Raw genomic sequence first — 20,757 nt, forward strand, 5'->3', positions numbered from 1 at the left:
GCGCTAACCCTTACGGCATCCGCTGGAGTCCCTCGGACCACACCACCCACGAGCCATCGTCAGGGAACCCCGGCGCCGGTCGCGCCGGTGCGCCGTCCCAGCCGCCGGCCATCATCGCGATCGCGGCCAGCAGGCCGCCGTTCGACGGCAGGTACACCGGCAGGTTCGTGCGCTGCGGCGTGTGGCCGCTGGCCACCCACTGGTTCTTCGGCACGTCCATCAGCAGGGCGTCCACGGCGTCCGCGGGGCGCCCGAGTCGCGCCGCCGTCATCGCCAGCACCGGGTAGTCCCAGCCCCACGTCGTCGCCCAGTCCCAGTTGGCCCGCACCCAGTCGAACGTGCGCCCCATCGTGGAGGCATCGATGCCGTCGGTGGACGGCAGCAATCCGTACGCCATCAGCATCGACGGGTGGTCGGTCGGCGTCGTGAACGGCTCGACGGCGATCGCGGCGTAGCGGCCGTCGCGGATCGTCGGCAGCGCCAGGCGTTCGCGCACGCGGTCCCACGAGGGCTCGCGGGCCATGCCGAGGCGGACGCGCCACTGCTGCGCCACCTCGAGCGCCCAGCGCCAGTACGCGAGCTCGAACGTCGGGTCGAGCACGCGCGTCCTGATCGACCCGTACGTCTCCTGCGCCGGGATGAGCGGCGGCGAGAGGTGCAGGCGGCCGTCGTCGCCCTCGCGCGGGAACGACGCCATGAAGGCCGCGCTCTCGAACACGATGGACGCGTAGCGCTTCAGGACGCCGGGATCGCGCGACTCCCGCCACAGCAGCTCGGCGAGGTGGATCGGGTGCGGCTGCTGCCACACCAGGAACGGACCGACGCCACTCGGCGACTCCCGCCCCTCTGGTCCGACCATCTTCGGCCAGCGGGCGCCGGCGTAGCCCTGCGACGCGGCGGTGGCCCGTGCGTTGGGCAGGATCGTGGCGTACCAGTCGAGCGCCGACGCGAGGTGCGACGGCCGTCCCCACAGCGCGAAGTGCGCGGCGTGCCACCAGAACATCTCGAGATGCGCCTTGCCGAACCAGCTGTTGCCGACCAGCCCCGTCTCCTGTGGCGGGCGCGGGCCGCTCGCGTGCAGCCTCGTGAGGTACTGCGACAGCACGATGCGGCGTTCCAGCTCGCGCCAGCGGGGATCGCGACTGCCCGACAGGTCGATGGCCGCGCCGGACTGCCAGAACGACTCCCAGGCGCGCGCCGAGGCGCGGAGCGTCGCCTCGACGTCGGCCCTGGCGACGCCGGGACCATCTGGTGCGAAGACCAGCGTGGCGTCCAGTGTGTCGCCCGTCGCGTCGCCCCTCCTGTTGGCTCGAGGCGTGAGCGTCCAGGCATGCGCGCCGGACCGCCGCAGGTCCGCCGGCGCCGCCCACTCCAGCACCGCCTGGTAGCGCGTGTCGTCGACGCGCCGCGCGAAGGTGGCCTCCCACCGCGACGCGTGCATCGTGGTGACGTGTGCATTCGGACGCGACCAGTCCTGCGTCCCGGACCATGTCCCCGCCGGGTACGGGAAGGCCACCAGGAGCCTGATGCGGCCGAGGCCGACCAGCGGCGACACGACGCGCACCGCGATGCGGTCGTGATCGGGATGCACCGCCGTCATGACGAGCACCTCGTGCCCGTCGACGCGGAACGAACTGGTGAGCGTTCCGGTCCAGAGGTCGAGTCCCTGGCTGGTGTCGGCCAGATCGGCCAGGTGCACGGGCGTGCCGTCGGCCCGCAGGATCTCGAGGCCGAGCCGACCGAGGTCCAGCCGGTGCGGATTGGCGCGTAGCCACTCGCCCCCGCGAACCGGGCGGCCGTCGCGGTCGTTCGCGTCGGCGTACGGCACGTCGCGGTCGCCCGCTCTGTAGGGCACCAGCGCGTCCTCGAGCCTCGGTACGGGCGTCACCGGGGTGGAGTGCCAGCCCCATGTGCTGAGCGTCGCGAGTGGCGTACCGCCAGCGTACGCGTCCGGAAAGCTCTGCAGTCCGGTGATGTCCACCGTGAAGCCGATCGAGCCATTGCCCACCGTGAGCGGCGACCGGGGATCGACCGTCCGCAGCTCGACGCGATGACGCTCCACGACCGCCCGGCGATCGATGCGCCCTCCGGGTGCGCCCGAACGGCTGTCGGTGGCCGACTGTGCGTCGACCAGGGACGCGGTCAGCGCGAGGCAGGCGAGCAGCGCGGCGCGTCGCACGCCTCGAGGGTGGCAACGACCTGCGCAGGTGGCGATGCCTGATGAGGTGTCCGACATCGCCGGCGAGTGTATGCTGGCCGTCACCACCCGGTCACCTCGGTCCACCGCTGGAGGACGTGCCATGCACGTGCTGCTCCTCTCGATGCCCGACGCCTTCGAGCACACGCCGACGATCGGCATGTGCATGCCCAATGGGGCGCTCGCGTCGCTGGCCGGCAACATCGACGCGCACCACACCGTCGCCATTGCCGATCTCGTGCTCGTGCCCGACGACGTGGCCGGCACCGTGGAGCGACTCGTGCGCGAGCGACGCCCCGACGTCGTCGGCCTCTCGGCGATGACCTTCCAGCGTCGCACCGCGTTGCGGCTCGTGCGACGGCTCCGCGCATGGTGCCCGCAGGCCGTCATCGTCGCAGGGGGCTACGACCCCAGTCTGGCCACCGAGGCATGGATGGGCGCCGACGGCGTCGACGTGGTGGTGCGCGGCGAGGGCGAGGTGACGTTTCGCGAGTTGTTGCGGGCACTGGAACGGGCCGGGGGCCGGGCACCTGGCACCGGCGGCGGAGAGGATCTCGGCAGGCACCGGGCCGATGACGGCGGGCACCGGTCACCGGGCAGCGGTCACCCTGATGCCGACCTCGGCCGGGTCGCCGGCATCACCTGGCGCGCGAGCGATGGCGCCGTCGTGCGCAACGCCGATCGGCCGCCGTCCGAGCATCTGGACGGCATGCTGGCGCTGCCCCGGCGTGACGCGCGGGTGCTGGGCGGCTACACCTTCCTCGGCGACCCCGTGGACGTCGTCGAGACCTCGCGCGGCTGCACGTTCGACTGCAGCTTCTGCTCGATCATCGAGATGCGTGGGCGCAACTTCCACACGCGCGGGCTCGATCGCGTGGTCGAGGACCTGCGCGATGCGCGGGCGCGCGGCGCCCGGGTGATCTTCCTGGTGGACGACAACCTGACGCTCGACGTCCGCCGCTTCGAGGCGCTGTGCGAGGCGATCATCGACGCCGGCCTGCACGATCTCCGCTACATCGTGCAGGGCATGACGTCGGCCTTCGCGGCACATGGCGACCGCCTCGCCCCCCTGATGAAGCGGGCCGGCTTCGAGTACGTGTTCCTCGGCATCGAGAACGTGCTCGACGACGACCTCGCCTTCCTCAAGGCGTCGGCCAAGAACGCGCAGCGGGAGGCCGGCCGCCGCGTCGGCAACGCCACGCAGGCGGCCATCGACGTCCTGCACGGGCACGGCCTCTTCGTCGTCGGCGGGCTGATCGTCGGCAACCCCGACGACACGACGGCGGCCATCGAGGCCAACCTCGCGTTCGCGCGCCGCCACGTCGACTGGCCCTACATCCAGCACCCGACGCCGTACCCGCGCACGCCGATGAACGAGACGTTCCGGCAACGCGACCTGATCGTCAACGAGCGGCTCGAGGAGTACGACGGCACGACCGCCGTGGTGCGCAGCGCGCACCTGCATGCCGAGGACATCGAGTTCCTGCGCTGGCGGGCCGAGCGGTGGATGAAGGTGCGGCACATGCCGGCCGTGCTGCGGCGTCGTCCCGGGTTCGTGCTGCGCAACGCGCCGCGGTTGCTCGCGCACACGTTCCGCGGCACCACGTGGCGGTCGCTGGTCGGCCTGGAGTCGTCACGCGACACGTTCCGGCGTTACAAGGCGATCCGCCAGCGCGAGCGGGAGTACGTGACGGAGTGAGGCCTCACCAAGGTAGGGCCGGGTGTCGCCACCCCGTCGTTGGCTGACTAACGGCGCGGTCGGAGACCGCGCCCTACCCTAGTTACGTCGAAACCGCGCCCTACCCTAGTTACGTCGAAACCGCGCCCTACCCTTGTGGCGTCGGAGACCGCGCGCCCTATCCCTGTGATTGCCGCGATCCCCGTCGCTCAGAACCGCACGGCGAGCCTGGCCGCGAGGGAGACGCCGGGCGCGTCGGTGCCGGAGCCGTGCCAGCGGTAGTTCCGGTCGGTGACGTTGTCCACGATCACCGTCGCGTCCAGGCGGGAGGTGATCCGCCAGCCGCCGCGCAGACTCGCGACGACGAAGCCGGGCGTGCTCGTGAACAGGTACGACACGTCCGCGCCGCCCAGCACTCGTGCCTGCACCTCCGCGAGGGTCTCGCCGGTCGCGACCAGTCGTCCCCCCTGCACGAGCCCCAGGTCGGTGGCGGTGCCGTTGAAGAAGGCGGCGATGTCGGCGCGCCGCCGGCGCGCGCCGATCCGCGCGTCCGACAGGTCGCCCGGGCTCAGGCGATCCTGCGTCGCGGCGGCGGTGACCACGGCCTCGATCCAGAACGGCCGCACGCTGGGCTCCCACTTCAGGCGGGCGGTCCCCATCAGCGGCGGCATCCGCCGCAGGTACACGTCATCGCCGTCGCGTCCCCGGGCCATCGAGACGTTCGCGCCCGCGATCCATGCCGCGGCCAGGCGCACCTGCACGTCGCCCTCGAACCCGCGGACCCGCCCGCGCTCCACGTTGACGCGCGTGACGATCGGGCGCGGATCGACTGCCACGTAGGCGCGGCCCGCCGCATCCTGCGCCACGATCTCGTACCCGGCCACCGACGTGCCGACGATGCCCGGCGGGAAGATGGCGGTGCGCCGCGCGATGGCGTCGCGAAGTTCGAGGTCGAAGGCGACCAGCGAGCCCGCGACCCGTCGCGTGCGCACCTTCACGCCGGCGTCGTAGGCGTACAGCGACTCCGGCCCGAGCTGCGCCACCGGCACGCCCGTGGTCACCGCGCTCGCGCCGTCGTTGCTGCCGACGACCGCGCCGAGCGCCGTGGCTTCGGTCGGCGCCACCTCGAAGCCGCCGCCGGACACGCCGATCGCGCCGAGGTCGAAGGCGTTGGCGGCGCGGAAGCCGCGGCTGATCGATGCCGTCAGGTTGACCGCGTCGGTGAGGCTCCACACCGTGCCGACGTTGAAGGTGACCGCGCTCGTGCCGACGCGCTCGTCGCCGACGCCGAGCGCCGGGTCGGCAGGCGCGTCGTAGGTGTAGCGGCCGGCGCGCAGCCCGGCACGCAGCCCGAGACGGTCGTGGAAGAGCGAGGCGCTGTCCTGCACGAAGACGGCGACCGAGCGGTATCGGGCGCCATCGGGAATCTCCGGGCGCAGCGTCACTGGGGCTCCCGACGTCCATCGATCCCGCGAGGTGGCGATCGACTCGTCGTACAACTCGGCGCCGGTGGTCACCACGTGCCCATGCCACGGCGTCAGCGTCCCCTGTGCCGCATAGCCCAGGACGCGCGTCCGCGCCGTCTCGGTCTCGAAGAACGTGCTCGGCCGCGCCTGCTCGAGCCGGTCGTCCTGCTGCTGATTGAACGACAGGGTGGCCTGCAGCGCGGCGAAGGGCCCCGTCGCCGCTGCCCGCTGGTAGCGTACGTAGCCGAAGCCGAGGCGCTGCGGCTCGAAGGTGCTGCGGAACAGGCCGTCACCGCCGATCTCGCGGTCGTACCGGTTCACGTCGGCCTGCGACTCCTGCATCGCCAGGCCGGTGAGCGCCGACCCCGGGCCGAGCGGCACGGTCGCCGCCGCCGACCACCCGGACTGCCGGTAGCCGGTCGAGGGCAGCCGGTCGTACAGCAGCGTCGAGGGCAGGCCCAGGAACCGCGTGAGCGCGCTGTGACTGTCGAGGCCACCGCCGGTCCGAAGGTCGCCGACCGACCGCGTCGACACGCCGCCGCGCAGCGCCAGCGCCGCCGTCCTGAGCTCGCCGAAGGCCTGCACGCCGCCGCTGGCGTCTGCCGTCGCGGCCGCCAGTTCCACCACGCCGCTGCCCCGTGTGCCGCTCGACACGACCTGCGCGCTCCGCGAGATCACGTTGACGGCACCGCCCAGCGCGTCGCTGCCGTACTGCACCGACGAAGGCCCGCGCACCACCTCCATCCGCTGCACGGCGGACGGGTCGACCCAGCCGAGGTACTGCGTCGCGCCGGCGCGGTACGTCGAGGTGTTGAAGCGGATGCCATCGAGCAGGTAGAGCACGCGCTGCGCGCTGAAGCCGCGGATGAACACCGAGGCCTGCGCGGTGGTGGTCTGCTGCACGAGGACGCCGGTCTCCTCGCGCAACGCCTGCGGCAGCACCTGCACGGGACGCGATTCGAGTTCCTCCCGGGTGACGATGCCGACCGGCTCGGGCACGTCGAAGGTGCGCTCCTGTTCGCCTCGGGCCGGCGTGACGGTCACTTCGCTGGCGATGCCGGCCATCTCCACCACGAAGCGGACCTGCGCGTCGCGCCGCCCCGAGAGATCGACCTGGTGGATGACCGGACGGAAGAGGTCGGCGCTGGCCTGCACCACGCACCGGGTGCGTGGCAAGGCCTCGACGAGGAATCGCCCGGTGGCGTCGGTGCGCGTCTCGCGCGCCACGGCCCCGCAAATGACCCGTACGGTGGCGGCATCGAGGGCGCCTCCCAGCGCATCCTCGACGATGCCCGTGACCAGCCCATCGGAGGGACGGGCGGGCGAGGGCCCCTGCTGCGCATGCGCCCCAGCGGTCGAGAGCGAGAGGAGACTCAGACCGATGAGGACCAGGTGGGAAGGGGTGGGCATCGGGGTGACGAATGACGTGTGACGGATGACCTTCGACGGGTGACGCCCGAGAGGACGCGAGGTGCTCGACGCCCGGTCGTCACCCCAACGGTAAACGCAAACCGTCAGACGTCAAGCGGGACCCGTGCGGCCGGGCAACCACACGCTGATGGCCATCCCGCCCTCGTCAAGGCGGGCGAGGTGGAGCCGGCCGCCGTGCGCGTCCACGATCTCCGAGCAGAGCGAGAGCCCGAGGCCGGCCCCGGCCTTCTTTGATGAATGGAAGGGAAGCAGGGCCTTGCGCATCGTCTCCTCGTCCATGCCGTGGCCGCGGTCGCGGACGGTGAACCGGATGCCAGCCTCGACCTGGTCCACCGCCATCCGGATCTCGTCCGGGGCGCTGCCCGACTCCTCGGCGTTCTTCAACAGGTTGATGAGCACCTGCTGGATCTGGCCTGGATCGAACCATCCGTGCGCGTCGCCGACCGGCGCGTCGAGCGTGAAGGGGAACAACTGGCCGACGGTGGCGAGGAACGGCGCCAGGGGCACGGCCTCGCGGCGTGGGGCTGGCAGCCGGGCGAATCGGGCGTAGCCCTCGAGGAAAGCGGTGACGTGTGCCACCCGCTCCGAGATGGCGTCGAGCACGGCGGGAAGTCGGGTGGCTGCGTCGGGTCGCTCCGCGGCGACCCGTGCCGAATGTGCCAGCGAGCTCACCGGGGCCAGCGAGTTGTTCAGCTCGTGGCTCATCACGCGAATGGCCTTCTTCCAGGTGGCGGTCTCCTGTCGCGCCAGCTCGTGCGTGATGCGCTCGATGACCAGCAAGCGATGCGGCACGGTGTTGAGGTGGAAGGCGCGCACCAGCACACGGAAACTCTCCTCCTGCCCGTCGTGTTCCCATGACACGAGGCTGTCCTCGCCGCGCCGCAGGGGGCCGCGCAAGGCTTCTGGCGCCAGGGGCACGATCTCGGGCAGGGCGCGGCCGTGGAGTCGCGCGGCGCCATGGAAGACGCGCCGGCACGCGGCGTTGGCAAAGACGATGCGTTGCCGCTGATCCACCAGCAGGATGGCCATCGGCGCGCCCTGCAGCAGGGTGTCCAGCAGCAACTCGCGCTGGATCAGCTCGGCGCGCTCAGCGCGCAGCACCGCGCCCATCCGATTGAACACCGCGACCAGGTCGCCGACCTCGTCCGGCGACGGGGCGGCGATCCGGGTGGCGAAGTCGCTCTCGGCAAAGCCCATCACGCCGTCGTGCAGGGCGCGCAGGGCCCGCCGTGCCGGTGCGGGAGCGACGCGCGCGCCGACCAGCGCCACCACCAAGCCGAGGACCAGCGCCACCGCGATGGCGGCAACGCCGCTCATGCCGGCTTCGAGCATGAGCGCGCCACTCGCCAGCGTCACCGCGCCGCAGACCACGTTGGCGATCAGCACGCGCGTCTGCAGGCGGAACACGTCAGCTCCGTGGTCGCCGCTCGAGCGAGACCCCGAGCCGTTCCATGCGTCGATACAGCGCCTGACGCGACAGCCCCAGCACCTCGGCGACCCGCGAGACGCTGCCGCCGTGCGTGCGCAGGAGCGCCTCGAGGGCGGCGCGTTCGCTGCCCTGTACGGTCGCCTGCGCGGTCCCGCGGCTGCCCGGCGTCCGCTCGTCGAGTCCGAGGTCGGCCGGCGTGATCGCCGGGCCTGTCGCGACCAGCCGCGCGCGCTGCAGCCGGTTCTGCAACTCGCGCACGTTGCCCGGCCAGGCATGCGCCAGCAGGGCAGCCTCTGCGTCGGCCGACAGCGCCGGCGCCGGATCGGTGGGGGCGCGCGCGAGCAGGTGGCGCGCGATGGGGAGGATGTCCTCGGGGCGATCGCGCAACGCCGGCACCGCGATCTCGATCACGTTCAGCCGGAAGTAGAGATCCTCCCTGAACGAACCGCTGGCGATGGCTTCGGGAAGCCGGACGTTGGTGGCGCACAGCAGCCGCACGTCGCTGCGCAACGACGTGCTCGATCCGAGGCGCTCGAACTCTCCGGTCTGCAGCACGCGAAGCAGCTTGGCCTGTCCGGCCAGCGACAGCGTCCCGATCTCGTCCAGGAACAGCGTCCCGCCGTGCGCGGCCTCGAAGCGTCCGATGCGGCGCCGTTGGGCTCCCGTGTAGGCGCCGGCCTCCGCGCCGAACAGCTCGGCCTCGAGCAGCGTGTCGGGCAGCGCCCCGACGTTGACCGTCACGAACGGCCTGCCGGCGCGGCCCGAGTTGGCCTGGATGATCTCGGCCAGCTTCTCCTTGCCGACGCCGTTCGGGCCCGTGATGAGCACGGGCACGTCAGCCGCCGCGACGTGGACCGCGAGGTCGACGACGCGGGCCATCGCGCCGCTCTCGAACACGATCCCCTGCAGGTCGGGGCTGCCCGCAGCCCGTGCCGCCGGCGTCGTCGCCGGCAGCGGCGACGGCCTGTCGCGCATGGCGAGCAGGTCGCGCACGCTCGCGACGAGGCGCGCGTCGTCCCACGGCTTGCCGAAGTAGTCGGCCGCCCCCGCCTTCACGAGCGACACGGCGCGCTCGAGCGACGTGAACGCCGTCATGAGCAGGACCGGCATCGCCGGATCCACTGCGCGGATGGCGTGGAAGAGCGCCGCGCCCTCGTCGCCCGACGTCTCGCCGGGCGCGAAGTTCATGTCCTGCAGCACGACGCCGATGCCGCCGGCCCGCACCTGCTGGAGGGCCGAGGCGGCGTCGGGCGCGATGCGCGTCGGCACGTCGTGCAGCGAAAACAGGAGGTCGAGCGCCTGGGCGACCGGCGCCTGGTCCTCCACGATCAGGCAGGCCAGCGGGGAAGCTGCCACGGCGCTAGGGTACGCGGACGCCGACTCAGATGTTCCGCGTCGCTTCGGCCGGCGCCACCCGCGCGCCGCGCAGGGCCGGCCACAGCGTCGCGAGCAGGCCGGCCAGCCACAGCAGCACCGCTCCGGTCGCGAGCAGGCCTGCGGTGATCCGCGGGCCGTCGATCTCGCGCAGCAGCGCGACGTTCAGCGTCACGGCGAGCGCGACGCCGAGGACGATGCCGACCGTGGTGGTGATCCAGTTCTCGAACAGGAAGTGCGTGAGGATGTCGCCACGGCCGGCGCCGAGTGCGCGTCGCGTCCCGATCTGGCGAGTGCGCTCGGCGACCGAGAACGACGTCAGCCCCATGATCCCCAGCGCGGTCACGAACAGGAGCACGACGATGACCAGCGACAGCAGCCGTACCATCAGCGTCTGGCTGCCCAGGAACCGTCGTTTCACGTCCACCACGTTGCGCACCTGGTACGTGCGGTTGGCGTTCACCGCGCCGAGCGTCGCCTCGATCGACTTCTCCACGGCCTCGAGCTGTCCGGGCTTGACGCGCACCAGGTAGGCCGTGCCGCCCTCGTAGCTGCCCTGCCGCTGCGGATAGAAGGTGGCGCGCTCGCCGATGTTCCACGCATACGGGTTGTAGAACCGGTCGATCACGCCAATCACCTGCCACTGGTCGCCGTCGTCGTCCTGGAACGTCTTGCCGAGGGGACTGCCCTCGGGGAACATCAGGGTCGCGTAGGCGCGGGTGATGATGGCCGGCACCGTCACGGTGGTGCGCGCGATCCCGGAGGCGTCCCGCTCGCGTTCGCTCGCGTTGAGGGCCCGCAACTGCTCGGTGCTCCGCAGCACGTCGTCGCGGGTGAACGCCCGCCCTTCCACGAGGCGCACGCCGAGGGTGTCCAGGAACTTCTCGTCGGCCGCGTAGATCTGCGTCCGGATCGGTTCGCCGGAGCGGTTGCGCCGGAACTGCGTCGACGACCCGCCGCCCTGCCAGGGCAGGAAGGCGCTGTTGGTGGCCGTCACCACGCCGGGATGGGCCCGCAGCGCCTGGAGGTCCTGGTCCAGGACCGTGTCGCGGTAGGCGGCCTCGCGGAAGGCCTCGTTGAACGGCGTGGCCGAGACGCGCATCAACTCGGCGTCGACGAAGCCGGAGGGCCGGGTGAGTTCCCGGCGCGCCTCGAGGATGAGGCTGACGCAGTTGGCGACGATCGCGAGCGTCAGGGCGACCTCCAGCGCGAGGAGGCCGAAGCGCACCTTGTTGCGCAGCATGGCGCGGATGATGGGACCCGGATGCATGGCGTGCCTCAGATCTTCAGGTGGTTGGCCGGAGCGAGGCGGCAGATGCGCCAGGCCGGGTAGACGCCGGAGATGAGCCCTGCGGCGACCGACAGGGCGAGGGCGAGCAGGAGCATCGAGACGTCCAGCGAGAAGAGGTCGCGCCGGTTGGTCATGTCCAGCATGAAGGTGTTGAGCAGGCGCAGGCTGCCCGCGGCAAGCGCGACGCCGATCAGGCCACCGACCAGCGCGACCACCTGGCACTCGACCACGTGCTGCAGGAACACGTCGCGGCGCGAGGCCCCGAGCGCCCGCCGCACGCCGACCTCGTTGGCCCGCGCCAGGAACTTCCCGAGCAGCAGGCCGATCAGGTTGACCGCCGCGACGACCAGGAAGAGCAGGCCGACCATCAGCAGCGCGAACGTCTCGTCCGGGGCGACGTTGAAGTCGTCCATCAGCGCCCTGATGCTCGACACCCGGTAGTTCAGCGGCCTGGCGAACCGACCGACGCGCCGCTGCTCGCCGATGTAGCTCTCGATGAACGAGCGGTACGCCTGCTCGTCGGCAGGGCTGGCCAGTTCCACCCAGTACTGGATCCAGGTCTGCTCGGAGTTGAGCAGCGCTGCGAAGCCGGACCGGGTGGTCTGCCCCCAGCCGTCGCTGTTGCCGGCGGTGCGGATCTCCATCGGCACGACGAGGTCGAACGGCATGTAGAGCGCCTCGGGCTCGGCCAGGGCGCTGCCGGTCATGTCGTACATGCGCACCGTGGGCTGCCAGCCGGCGAGCACGCCGACCACGCGGAACTCGCGGGTCTCGATCCGGAGCCGCTGGCCGACGCTGTTGCGGCCACCGAACAGCCGCTCGTTCAACGCCTCCGACAGCACGACGACCTGCTCCGGCCTGGCGTCGCTCTCCCGCGACCAGGGCGCCCCGTACCGGAACGGCACCTCGAACATCTGGAAGAAGTCGGCCGTCGCCATCCGCACGTCCTCGCGCGACGGCCGCACGGTCGTGCCCTCGGGAAACACGGTGAGACGGGCCCGGAAGGTCGCCGTCTGCCGGATCGGGATGGTGGAGCGGCGCAGCGCCATGGCGTCGCGATGGCTGATCTGCGGCGGCAGCCGATTGGGGCCGTCGCCGGGATACGGCTCGCGGGGATCCCAGTTGTCGAGCCGAACGTAGCGCAGCGTCGCTTCCTTGGCCGGCAGCGGGTGCCTGGTGAAGGCGTGCCGCACGGTCGCGAACGTGGTGGCGAAGGCGATGCCGAGCGCGATGCAGGCCACGATGAGCACCGACAGCATCGGGCTGCGCTTGAGGCTCTTCCAGGCGATCCAGATGTTGTGCAGCAGCATGGCGGGCACCTACTGGATCGCGACCGCGAGGCTCGGCAGGGTCCGTTCCTCGAACAGTTGCGCGTTGGTGTCGACGACCCGGCCGTCGAGCAGGTGGATGTGGCGCGGGGCGCGGGCCGCGCACTCGGGCGAGTGCGTGACCATGATGATCGTCGTCCCCTGTTCGTGGATCCGCTCGAGCAGGTCCATGACCTCGCGCGACATCAGCGTGTCGAGATTGCCGGTGGGCTCGTCGGCGAGGATCAGCTTCGGATCGCCGGCCAGCACCCGCGCGATCGCGACGCGCTGCTGCTGGCCGCCGGAGAGCTGCGAGGGCAGGTGGCGCAGCCGCGACGACAGCCCCACCATCTCCACGGCGCGCTCGACGCGCTCGCGCCGCTCGCGTGCCGGCAGGCGCCGGTAGCGCAGCGGGACGTCGACGTTGTCGAACACGTCGAGGTCGGGAATCAGGTTGAACGACTGGAAGACGAAGCCGATCTTCTCGTTGCGGATGCGCGACATCTCGCGATCGGTCAGCCGGCTGACGTCCTGCCCGTCGAGCCGGTAGGTGCCGGCCTCGAACGTGTCGAGCAGGCCCGCGACGTTGAGGAACGTCGTCTTGCCGGATCCGGAGCGGCCCATGACGGCCACGAACTCGCCGGCCTCCACTTCGAGGGTGATGTCGTCGAGGGCATAGGTCTCCACCAGCTGGGTGCGGTAGACCTTGCGGATTGCGGACATGGAAAGCATGGCAACTCCTGTCGGCCGTCGGTCATCGGCCTTCGTCATTCGGCCGGCGGCCTTCGTGGTTCCGGGCGTCAAACGTCAAACGTCAAACGTCAAACGTCAAACTTCAATTACGGTTTCGCAACAGCAGTCGTTCGGCGCCGCTGAACTCGCTGGTGTCGGACACGATGACCTGGTCGCCCTCGCGCAGGCCACTCGTGATCTCCACCAGCGACAGGCTGCGCGCGCCGGTCCCGATCGCGACGCGTGTCGCCACGTCGTCGCGCACCACATACGCCAGGCGACCGCCGCCACTCTGCAAGAAGGCGCCGCGGGGCAGCGTCAGCACGCGCGGCCGGGTCTCGAACAGCAGCCGCAGCGACACCCGCTGGTTCTGGCGCAGCGTCGACGGCGTCGCGCCGGCGAACACGGCGCGCCCCTTCACGAGGCTGTCGGACACCGACGGCGAGATGGCCGTCACCTTGCCGTCGTATTCGCGGCCCTCGTACAGCACGCGCACCGGCGTGCCCGGCCCCGCCTCGGCCGCCTCGTTCTCGGGCAGGCTGAACTCGATCTCGTAGGCGTCGAGGTTGACCACCGTGAGCACCGCCTGGTTGGCGTTGAGCGCGTCGCGGTCCTGGACGCTGATGGCGCCGATCAGCCCGTCGAACGGCGCGACGATCGACAGTCGCTCGACCTGCCGGGCGACCTCGTCGGACATCGAGGCCTGCCGCGTCCGGGCCAGTTGCTGCGTCTGGATCTCGTACTGCGCGGTCTCCTGCTCGAGGCCGCGCGCCGCCTGCGCCGTCTTGAGTTCCACTTCGGCGAGCTGCACGTCGTCCTGGGCCCGCTCGTAGTCCACCTTGTTGAGGAGGCCTTCCTCGTAGGTCTGGCGCGCCCGCTCGAGGTTCCGGCGCGCCGACTGCAGCCGCACCTGCGCCAGCTCGATGCTGCTCGCGTTGCGGGTGTCGCTCTGGCGAGCGGCGATGCGGGCGCGTCCGAGCGCGACGTCGAGCGACTGCAACTGTGCCTGCTCCTGGGTGAAGCGGCTCCGGAGCTCTGGGCTGTCGATGGTGGCCAGCACCTGCCCGCGCGTCACGGGATCACCGGCCTTGACGTGCAGCGTGACGATGCCGGCGCTGGCGGCAAAGAGGGTGGGCGCGTTGGCCGACACGATGCGGCCGTCGGCCGCGGCATCACGCACCAGGGTCCCGACGGTCACCGCCGCGATCTGGAGGCGCGAGGCGTCGATGGCCCGGTCCACTGACGAGAGACGCCGGAACGCCGGCCAGGCGATGGCGAGGCCTCCGACCAGCAGCACCAGACACACGGCTGCGATCGACCGCCGTCGGCCGAGGCCGCCGCGGACCACGGTGCGGTCCATCGATGAGGTTCCCGATATCACGCTGCCTCACGAGGGCAAGCGCGGTGCCATCGGCGGGAGGCGCGAACAGGCGCGAAATCACGCGGTCACTGGTCGTCGGGGCCCCGTGTCCGGGTGACAGACGTCCGGTGGACCCGGACAGGTGTCCGGCTCAGGGCTCAGGGCTCAAGGCTCAGGGCGCAAGGCCCAAGGCCCAAGGCCCAGCATGCCGACGGCGACGCCTACACCAACTGCCGCCTGCCTGACATATGACACAAGCGGGCGGGAGGCCCGGAAAGCGTTCGCTATCATCGATCCGATCGGTTCCAGCCGGAAAGGCAGGCCACTGCGGCCCGCCGATTGAGGAGTTCACGTGTCCCAGACCGTCCACATCCCGACGCCCCTTCGCCAATACACCGACAAGCTCGATGCGGTGCAGGTGAGCGGCGCGACCGTCGCCGAGGCGCTCGCGCAGTTGACGACGACGTACCCGGAGTTGAAGAAGCACCTGTACAACGAGCAGGGCAAGCTCCGGCACTTCGTGAACATCTACGTCAACGACGAGGACATCCGGTACCTGCAGAAGGAGCAGACGCCGCTCGGGGCGGCCGACACGATCAGCATCATCCCGTCGGTGGCTGGCGGGAGCCCGGCGGTGGACGAGTTGCCGGCGCTGGAGCAGGAGGAAGTGGCGCGCTACTCGCGGCACCTGATCCTGCCCGAGGTCGGCATGGAGGGGCAGCGCAAGCTGAAGGCGGCCAGTGTGCTGTGCGTCGGCGCGGGCGGCCTGGGATCACCCGTCCTGCTGTACCTGGCCGCGGCCGGCATCGGCCGCATCGGCATCGTCGACTTCGACGTGGTGGACCTGAGCAACCTGCAGCGGCAGGTGCTGCACGGCACGGCCGACATCGGCCGCAAGAAGCTGGACTCGGCCCGCGACGCGGTGAAGGCCATCAACCCGCACGTGCAGGTGGACCTCCACGAGGTGGCGCTGTCGTCGCAGAACGCGCTGGAGCTGTTCAAGCCGTACGACATCATCATCGACGGCACCGACAACTTCCCGACGCGCTACCTGGTCAACGATGCGTGCGTGCTGCTGGGCAAGCCGAACGCCTACGGGAGCATCTTCCGCTTCGAGGGGCAGGCGTCGGTGTTCGCCACCAAGGGCGGGCCGTGCTATCGCTGCCTGTACCCGGAACCGCCGCCCCCGGGGCTCGTCCCCAGCTGCGCGGAAGGTGGCGTGCTCGGCGTGCTGCCCGGCATCATCGGCGTCATCCAGGCCACCGAGGCCATCAAGGTGATCCTCGGCGCGGGCGAGCCGCTGATCGGCCGGTTCCTCATCTACGACGCGCTCAAGATGAAGTTCCGTGAGCTGAAGCTGCGGCGCGACCCGGAGTGCCCGGTGTGCGGCGACAACCCCACCGTGAAGGCGCTGATCGACTACGAGCAGTTCTGCGGGCTGAAGCCGGCGGCGGGCGCCCCCGCGTCGGCGGCACCGGCGGCCGTGCCGGCCATCGAGGTCGAGGAACTCAAGCGCCGCATCGACGCTGGTGACGACATCCTCGTGCTCGACGTGCGCGAGCCGCACGAAGTGGACATCGTGCGAATCGAAGGCACGACGGTGATCCCGCTCGGTGAACTGCCGCGTCGGCTCGATGAACTCGACCGTACGAAGGATCTGCTGGTGCACTGCAAGGTCGGCGGCCGCAGCGCGAAGGCGGTGGCGCTGCTGCGCGAGCAGGGCTTCGATCGTGCCGTGAACGTTGCGGGCGGCATCCTGGCCTGGGTCGAGCGCATCGAGCCGCACAAGCCGAAGTACTGAGACTGACGCCGGGCTCAGGGGCAGGATCTCAGGGCTTGCGGCTTACGCGGGCACCCATATACGCGTCGCATCGGGAGCATGTTCCCGGGCGACGCGTTTTTCGTGTGGCCCCGTGATTCCTTTCGCGCGTTCGTTCGTCGCGGTGCAGTCCTGACGTTTGAGAGGACGTGCCACGCGTCCCGCTCGCCTGCCTCGCCCTGCTGACCGCCGTCTTCGCGGTCGCCCCGCGTGCAGGCGTGCAGCCGCCGGCGTCGGCGGCGCTGCCGGAGACGCTGCGCGAGACCGGCCTGTATGCCGATTGGGACGCACGACGCGTCGACGGGCGTCATCTCGCGTTCTCGCCGCAGTACCCACTGTGGACCGACGGCGCGGAGAAGTCGCGGTGGCTGTCGCTGCCGCCGGGCACGTGGATCGACGCCTCCGATCCCGACGCGTGGGAGTTCCCGGTCGGCACGCGCGTGTGGAAGGAATTCCGCTTCCACGGCCAGCCGGCGGAAACCCGCATGATCGAGCGCACCGCCGAGGGCTGGCGCTACGCCAGCTACGCGTGGCGCCCCGACGGCACCGCCACGCTCGTGCCGGCGCGCGGCATCCTCAACAGCGTCGAGATCCGCGACGGCGTGCGGCACGCCATTCCTTCGCGCACCGACTGCGCCGCCTGCCACGAGGCCGGGCCGTCACGGCTGCTCGGCGTGTCGGCGCTGCAGCTCTCGAGCGATCGCGATCCGCTCGCGCCCCACGCCGAGCGCGTGCCCGACGGCGGCGTGACGCTCGACGACCTGCTGGCGCGCGGGCTGGTGCGCAACCTGCCGGCGTCGCTGCGGCAGCGCGCGCCGCGCATCGACGCGCCGTCGCCGCTCGCGCGTGCCGCGCTCGGCTACCTCCATGGCAACTGCGGCATGTGCCACACCGGCGCCGGCGAGATGGCGTCGCTGGGCTTCGTGCTGCATCACGCCTTGGCCGGCCAGGCAGGCGTCCTGCCGCCGGCGATGGCGACGACGCTGGACCAGCCGAGCCACTTCCGCTCCGCCGCCCACCCCGACGTCGACGTGCGCATCGCACCCGGCCAGCCTGACGCCAGCATGCTGATCGCCCGGATGTCCTCCCGGCATCCGGTGCTGCAGATGCCGCCGCTCGGCAGCCGCCTGGTTGACGAGGAGGCGGTGACGCTGTTGCGCCGGTGGGTCGCCGAAGAGACCAGTCCGCTCCGCCACACGCGCGCGCGGTGAACCAGGGCCATCCGGTGGGCCGGCACGGCTCCCGTCTCCAACAGGGAAGGACATCATGACGCATCTCCAGTCGTACAGGCAGGCGGGTGCCGTGGTCATCGCGGCGCTGATCACGGCCGCAGTGACCACGGCCACGCTGCAGGCAGGGCAGCGGGCCGCGTCGAGGCCAGACCCGCAACGCATCGCGCGCGGCGAGTACCTGGTGCGGACCGGCGACTGCACGGCGTGCCACACGCCCTGGAAGATGGGCGACAACGGCCCCGAGCCCGATGCGTCCCGCTTCCTCTCGGGACATCCCGCGACCCTCGCCGTGACCGAGCCGGTCGGCCTGCGCCCGCCGTTCCTCGGCGCCGCCAGTCCGACGCTGACGGCCTGGTTCGGGCCGTGGGGGCGCAGCCACAGCGCCAACATCACCTCGGACCGCGAGACCGGCATCGGCGCCTGGACGGAGCGGCAGTTCATCGACACCATCCGCAACGGGAAGCACCTCGGCGACGGGCGTCCGCTGCTGCCGCCGATGCCCTGGGAGCCGTTCCGGCTCATGTCGGACGAGGACCTGGGGGCGATCTACGCGTACCTGCAGACGGTGCCGGCCATTGCCAACAAGGTGCCGGGGCCCGTGGCTCCGGGCGGGCCGGCGATGCCGCCCCCGCCGCCGCCCCCGGCGCTCACCGCGCTGAAGGTCGCGCCGAGCCACGCCGATCCCGTGGCGCGCGGCAAGTACCTGGTGACCAGCAAGGGCTGCGGCGACTGCCACACGCCGATGCGCATGGGCGAGAAGGGGCCGGAGTACGACACGTCGCGCATGCTGTCGGGCTACGACGCCCGGGAAGCCGTGCCGGCCATGCCGTCGGTCGAGGGCATCGGCTATGCGTTTGCCCTGCAGCCGGTGTTTGCCGGCGGCTGGGGGCTGAGCTTCGCGGCCAACCTCACGCCGGACGCCGAGACCGGCTTGGGGACGTGGACCGAGCAGCAGTTCCTCGACACGCTCCGCAACGGCCGGCACCAGGGCCGCGGCCGCCAGCTCATGCCGCCGATGCCGTGGCAGGCGTTCGGCCAGATGGACGATGCCGACCTCAAGGCCATCTTTGCGTACCTGCGGACCGTGCCTGCCGTGAAGAACCGCGTGCCGGATCCGGTGGCGCCGGTGGCCGCGCGAACGGCGAGATAGCAACGGGCGCAGGACGCGGAAGGTGCCGGGTCGGACGCCCGGCCCTCCCTCCTGCGTCTGCCGGCCCTGCCTTTGCCGCTCCCCGATTGGCGAAGGGCGACCGAAGAAGGCCGATTTCCGCTAGAATCGACACATGCTCCGCCTGTCCAAGAAGACCGACTACGCCCTGATGGCCATGAAGCACCTGGCGCTGCACGGCGACCGTGGGTCGGCCAGTGCGCGCGAGATCGCGGAGCAGTACGACATCCCGGCCGAGCTGATGGCCAAGGTCCTGCAGCGACTGGTGCGGCGCGGCTTGCTCGTGTCGCATCAGGGCACCCGCGGCGGCTATCAGCTCGCGCGCCCGGCGACCATGATGTCGGTCGCCGACGTGATCCAGGCCGTCGACGGGCCGCTGACCGTCACGGCCTGCTCGACCGACGACCACGCCTGCGACCAGTACACCAAGTGCAACGTGCGTGACCCGCTCTGGCGCATCAAGGACCGGATCCTGATGGCCCTGGCCGGCTGCACCCTGGCCGAGATCGTCGACGAGACCAGCGTGCCGACGATGCCGGTCAGCCTGTCGCGACGCACACCCGTCCCGGCTGCCGAATAGGCGGCCCGACGCGCGTTACCCCGCGCTCCTCGCCGACCGTTCGACATCCGGCATTCCCGGCATCGCGGCAGTCTCGTCCCCCGTGTCCCGCCTGTACTTCGACGCCCACGCCACCACGCCCTGCGACCCGCAGGTGGTCGCGGCGATGCTGCCGTTCTTCACCGAGCGTTTCGGCAACGCCGCGAGCCTGCAGCATCCCTACGGCTGGGAAGCGCAGGAGGCGGTCGAGCAGGCACGGCAGCGCGTCGCCGGACTGGTCGGCGCGAAGTTGCGCGACGTGGTGTTCACCAGCGGCGCCACCGAGGCCAACAACCTCGCGATTCGCGGGGTGATCGAGGCGCAGCTCGACAGCGGGCGGGCGCCTGCCGACCTGCACGTGGTGACGCTGATCACCGAGCACCCCGCGGTGCTCGACCCGTGCGCTCGGCTCGAGCACGTCGGCGTGAGCGTCACACGTGTGCCCGTGCAGCCCGATGGCCTTGTCGATCCCGAGCGCCTGCGGACCCTCGTCACGCCGGGCACGACGCTCGTCTCGGTCATGGCCGGCAACAACGAGATCGGCGTGCTGCAGCCGCTGGCCGCGATCGCCGCGATCGCCCACGGTGCCGGCGCGTGGTTCCACTGCGACGCGTCGCAGGCCACCGGCTACCTCGCCATCGACATGGCCGCGCAGGACATCGACCTGCTGTCGTGCACGGCGCACAAGATCTACGGCCCGAAGGGGGTCGGCGCGCTGGTCGTGCGGAGGTCGTCGAAGGTGACGCTCGCCGCCCAGCACCTCGGCGGCGGCCACGAACGCGGCCTGCGATCCGGCACCCTGAACGTCCCCGGCATCGTCGGCTTCGGCGAGGCGGCACGCCTGGCGGTCGCACGGCGGGCCGACGACGGTGCCCGGGTCGGCGCGCTGCGCGACAGGCTGTGGGCGCGGCTCCGTGCCTCGCTGCCCGGTGTGCACCTCCGCGGGGCGGCCACGCCGCGCCTGCCGCACAACCTCAACGTCGGCTTCGATGGGGTGACGGGCCGCGACCTGATCCTGGCCCTCACCGACGTGGCGGTGTCGCCGGGCGCCGCATGTGCCTCGACCTCGGCCGACGCCTCGCACGTCCTGCTGGCCCTCGGGCTGGACGAAGCCGCGGCGAAGAGCTCCCTGCGGTTCGGCCTCCTGCGGACCGTCACCGAGGCCGACGTCGAGAGCCTGGCCGATCGCCTGATCGAGCTGGTTCCGTCCCTGCGCGCCTCCCGCGGCCCGAAACGGTAGACTGGAACGAGAGGTACCCATGTTCGCCATGCCGACAATGCCCCGACATTCCCAGCATTCCCGGCATCGCAGCATCACAAGGATCAAATGATGTACATCACCCTCGACGCTGGACGTCAGATCCGCAAGCTCCTCGAGAAGCAGGGCATGCCCCAGGGCGGCCTGCGCGTCGGCGTGAAGGCCGGCGGCTGCAGCGGCCTGAGCTATGTGTTCGCCTGGGAAGGCGAGCCGCAGGCCCAGGACCAGGTGTTCGACGGCCCCGACGACTCCCGCATCTACGTCGACCCGAAGAGCCTGAAGTTCCTCGAAGGCACGCAGCTCGACTACGACACGAGCCTGATCAGCAAGGGCTTCGTGGTGGTCAACCCGAAGGCCAAGGCGACCTGCGGCTGCGGTACGTCGTTTTCGCTGAGCTGAGCATCCCCGGCCTTGGTC

General features: G+C 71.2%; 15 protein-coding genes. 7 read left to right on the plus strand and 8 right to left on the minus strand.

The features are described 5' to 3' along the window. Window positions 1–10: 10 nt before the first annotated feature. Window positions 11–2,179: a hypothetical protein gene (locus tag TBR22_RS04075; RefSeq protein ID WP_239491681.1), complete on the minus strand. Its 2,169-nt coding sequence runs from the start codon at window positions 2,177–2,179 to the stop codon at window positions 11–13. 121 nt (window positions 2,180–2,300) lie between these two features. Here TBR22_RS04075 and TBR22_RS04080 point away from each other — a divergent pair, with 121 nt between their 5' ends. Next, window positions 2,301–3,896, plus strand: a complete 1,596-nt coding sequence (locus tag TBR22_RS04080; protein ID WP_239491682.1) for a B12-binding domain-containing radical SAM protein — start codon at window positions 2,301–2,303, stop codon at window positions 3,894–3,896. A gap of 188 nt (window positions 3,897–4,084) precedes the next feature. On the opposite strand, the gene TBR22_RS04085 is transcribed toward TBR22_RS04080, so the two are convergent. From TBR22_RS04085 to TBR22_RS04125, 7 genes are all read right to left on the minus strand, one after another. Then, the gene (locus TBR22_RS04085; RefSeq protein WP_255665317.1) at window positions 4,085–6,751 is read right to left on the minus strand and encodes a TonB-dependent receptor; all 2,667 of its coding nucleotides are present in this window, start codon (window positions 6,749–6,751) and stop codon (window positions 4,085–4,087) included. Between the two features lie 111 nt (window positions 6,752–6,862). Then, window positions 6,863–8,179, minus strand: a complete 1,317-nt coding sequence (locus tag TBR22_RS04100; RefSeq protein ID WP_239491683.1) for a PAS domain-containing sensor histidine kinase — start codon at window positions 8,177–8,179, stop codon at window positions 6,863–6,865. A 1-nt stretch (window position 8,180) separates the two neighbouring features. Next, entirely contained in the window at window positions 8,181–9,557 is a 1,377-nt protein-coding gene (locus tag TBR22_RS04105) for a sigma-54 dependent transcriptional regulator (RefSeq protein ID WP_239491684.1), read from the minus strand. Window positions 9,558–9,582: 25 nt separating this feature from the next. Further along, entirely contained in the window at window positions 9,583–10,845 is a 1,263-nt protein-coding gene (locus TBR22_RS04110; RefSeq protein WP_239491685.1) for an ABC transporter permease, read from the minus strand. A gap of 8 nt (window positions 10,846–10,853) precedes the next feature. Next, window positions 10,854–12,176, minus strand: coding sequence for an ABC transporter permease (locus TBR22_RS04115; protein WP_239491686.1), 1,323 nt, complete (start codon window positions 12,174–12,176; stop codon window positions 10,854–10,856). Window positions 12,177–12,185: 9 nt separating this feature from the next. After that, entirely contained in the window at window positions 12,186–12,905 is a 720-nt protein-coding gene (locus TBR22_RS04120) for an ABC transporter ATP-binding protein (protein WP_239491687.1), read from the minus strand. Between the two features lie 103 nt (window positions 12,906–13,008). Beyond that, on the minus strand, window positions 13,009–14,265 hold the full coding sequence (locus TBR22_RS04125; RefSeq protein WP_239491688.1) for an efflux RND transporter periplasmic adaptor subunit: 1,257 nt from the start codon (window positions 14,263–14,265) through the stop codon (window positions 13,009–13,011). 352 nt (window positions 14,266–14,617) lie between these two features. Between TBR22_RS04125 and moeB the strand changes: the two genes are divergently transcribed. From moeB to TBR22_RS04155, 6 genes are all read left to right on the plus strand, one after another. After that, window positions 14,618–16,066, plus strand: a complete 1,449-nt coding sequence (moeB, locus tag TBR22_RS04130) for a molybdopterin-synthase adenylyltransferase MoeB (RefSeq protein ID WP_239491689.1) — start codon at window positions 14,618–14,620, stop codon at window positions 16,064–16,066. A gap of 167 nt (window positions 16,067–16,233) precedes the next feature. Further along, entirely contained in the window at window positions 16,234–17,295 is a 1,062-nt protein-coding gene (locus TBR22_RS04135; RefSeq protein ID WP_239491690.1) for a hypothetical protein, read from the plus strand. Window positions 17,296–17,350: 55 nt separating this feature from the next. Next, window positions 17,351–18,466 carry a c-type cytochrome gene (locus tag TBR22_RS04140; protein ID WP_239491691.1) on the plus strand — a complete coding sequence of 372 codons (1,116 nt, stop codon included), beginning with the start codon at window positions 17,351–17,353 and terminating at the stop codon, window positions 18,464–18,466. Window positions 18,467–18,599: 133 nt separating this feature from the next. Next, window positions 18,600–19,064, plus strand: a complete 465-nt coding sequence (locus tag TBR22_RS04145; protein ID WP_239491692.1) for an Rrf2 family transcriptional regulator — start codon at window positions 18,600–18,602, stop codon at window positions 19,062–19,064. Window positions 19,065–19,146: 82 nt separating this feature from the next. Beyond that, the gene (locus tag TBR22_RS04150; RefSeq protein WP_239491693.1) at window positions 19,147–20,322 is read left to right on the plus strand and encodes a cysteine desulfurase family protein; all 1,176 of its coding nucleotides are present in this window, start codon (window positions 19,147–19,149) and stop codon (window positions 20,320–20,322) included. Window positions 20,323–20,412: 90 nt separating this feature from the next. Then, on the plus strand, window positions 20,413–20,739 hold the full coding sequence (locus TBR22_RS04155; RefSeq protein WP_239491694.1) for an iron-sulfur cluster assembly accessory protein: 327 nt from the start codon (window positions 20,413–20,415) through the stop codon (window positions 20,737–20,739). The last annotated feature ends 18 nt before the right edge of the window (window positions 20,740–20,757 follow it).

Origin of the sequence: Luteitalea sp. TBR-22 (assembly GCF_016865485.1) — a bacterium.
Classification (GTDB): Bacteria; Acidobacteriota; Vicinamibacteria; order Vicinamibacterales; family Vicinamibacteraceae; genus Luteitalea.

Excerpts from the sequence above, each read along its gene's own strand:
- TBR22_RS04120 (WP_239491687.1), bottom strand. The coding sequence starts at position 12,905 with ATGCTTTCCATGTCCGCAATCCGCAAGGTCTACCGCACCCAGCTGGTG.
- TBR22_RS04110 (WP_239491685.1), bottom strand. The coding sequence starts at position 10,845 with ATGCATCCGGGTCCCATCATCCGCGCCATGCTGCGCAACAAGGTGCGC.
- TBR22_RS04140 (WP_239491691.1), top strand. The coding sequence starts at position 17,351 with ATGACGCATCTCCAGTCGTACAGGCAGGCGGGTGCCGTGGTCATCGCG.
- TBR22_RS04125 (WP_239491688.1), bottom strand. The coding sequence starts at position 14,265 with ATGGACCGCACCGTGGTCCGCGGCGGCCTCGGCCGACGGCGGTCGATC.
- TBR22_RS04145 (WP_239491692.1), top strand. The coding sequence starts at position 18,600 with ATGCTCCGCCTGTCCAAGAAGACCGACTACGCCCTGATGGCCATGAAG.
- TBR22_RS04085 (WP_255665317.1), bottom strand. The coding sequence starts at position 6,751 with ATGCCCACCCCTTCCCACCTGGTCCTCATCGGTCTGAGTCTCCTCTCG.
- TBR22_RS04155 (WP_239491694.1), top strand. The coding sequence starts at position 20,413 with ATGTACATCACCCTCGACGCTGGACGTCAGATCCGCAAGCTCCTCGAG.
- TBR22_RS04080 (WP_239491682.1), top strand. The coding sequence starts at position 2,301 with ATGCACGTGCTGCTCCTCTCGATGCCCGACGCCTTCGAGCACACGCCG.
- TBR22_RS04115 (WP_239491686.1), bottom strand. The coding sequence starts at position 12,176 with ATGCTGCTGCACAACATCTGGATCGCCTGGAAGAGCCTCAAGCGCAGC.